The organism is Clostridium bornimense, assembly GCF_018917145.1.
In the GTDB taxonomy this organism is placed as follows: domain Bacteria; phylum Bacillota; class Clostridia; order Clostridiales; family Clostridiaceae; genus Clostridium_AN; species Clostridium_AN bornimense_A.
In genome coordinates this window covers 1-1474 of the sequence record NZ_JAHLOD010000115.1, presented here as the reverse complement: position 1 = coordinate 1474, position 1474 = coordinate 1, and the positions used below count along the sequence as shown (strand labels likewise).

Genomic DNA, 1474 nt, shown 5'->3' with positions numbered 1-1474 from the left:
TAAAGTGGACCCTTTGTCAAGGACAATACAAAAAAAGGGGTTAAGCAATATTTTTAAGAAGATGATTTCTATACTGTATAGGAGTCATCTTTTTTAGATTCCATTGATATCTATAATTATTATAATATTCAATATAGTCATCAACTTTCTTTATAACCTCATCTATAGTTTTACAAGATTTAAAATCTACCTCATCCTTCATATGACCAAAAAAAGATTCTTGTGGAGCATTATCCCAACAGTTTCCACGTCTAGACATTGATTGAGAAAGATTATTTTCTTTTAACTTTGCTTGAAATTTCGGACTAGTATAATGAACGCCTTGGTCAGAATGGATAAATGCATCAGAACAAAGATGATTTTTATAATTCATCATAAGTTTATCTATCGTTGTAGTAGCAATGTCTAAGGTAATTCTATTAGATGTATGATGTGCTAAAATATCATTAGAACAACTATCTTTTATAACAGATAAATAAGCTGTTTCACACGCACCATATTTTATGTAAGTTATGTCTGTTAATAATACTTTACCAGGTATTCCTTGCTTAAAGTTTCTTTGTAATAAATTAGGAACAACTCTATGTTCTTTTGTAGCCTTAGCCATTCTTTTGTATGGATTAGCTTGTCTAATTGGACAAATAATATTATATTTGCGCATTATACGTTGTATTTTCTTACGACTGTATATGATATTAAATTCATTTTCCAATAACATCTTTATAGATCTAGAACCTTTCTTATAGCCTTTATAGTTAAACGCTTTCAATATGATATCTCTTGCTTCTTCATCAGCTAATTCCTTTTTGTGTCTGATATCACTAGATTTCAAATAGTTGTAGTACCCTGAACGGGATACTCCTAAAATTGCGCAGCAATGAGAAACGGTGCCTAAGTAATGACTATTAGACATCGTTTCATAAATTAATTTATAGACTTCATTTTTTGTTAGTTCTACGCAGTTGTTTACCAGCCTCCTTTCTGTCACATCTAATTTTTTTAACAGTTCTATTTGCTCCTCAAGTAACTTAATTTTAGCTTCTTGCTTTTCAATAATACTATCTTTAGATAATGGTGCATTACTTAATCTACCCGAATTCTCCCTACGGGTATCCCTAAGTCCAATGATGCCATCTTTATTATAGGCTTTAATCCATCTGGCGGCAGCCTGTTCATAACGTTTTACACCTATTATTTCTATATCAAAACCAGCACTTTCAAAAATATTACGAGGAGTTTTTCCTTTTAGATATTCTTCTATAAATAAGCGCTTAAATTCATCAGTATAGGTTATTGAGAGTTCGCTAACACGTTTTACATGTATATTTTGTTCTAATATTTTAATGGCTTCTTTTGAAAATTTAATTTTACTCATATCCACTATTTCCTCCAAGATAATTTTAATTATACATAAAAAAGTACCTATAAACTAGACACTCTTTTTTTATGTGTCCATGTTATAGGTACCATTTTA

At 30.0% G+C, this 1474-nt stretch carries 1 protein-coding gene; it reads right to left on the bottom strand.

Translation table 11 applies throughout. The features are described from left to right. Positions 1-40: 40 nt before the first annotated feature. Entirely contained in the window at positions 41-1375 is a 1335-nt protein-coding gene (locus tag KQI30_RS16755) for an IS3 family transposase (protein WP_216464478.1), read from the bottom strand. Between the last annotated feature and the right edge of the window lie 99 nt (positions 1376-1474).

Excerpts from the sequence above, each read along its gene's own strand:
- KQI30_RS16755 (WP_216464478.1), bottom strand. The coding sequence starts at position 1,375 with ATGAGTAAAATTAAATTTTCAAAAGAAGCCATTAAAATATTAGAACAA.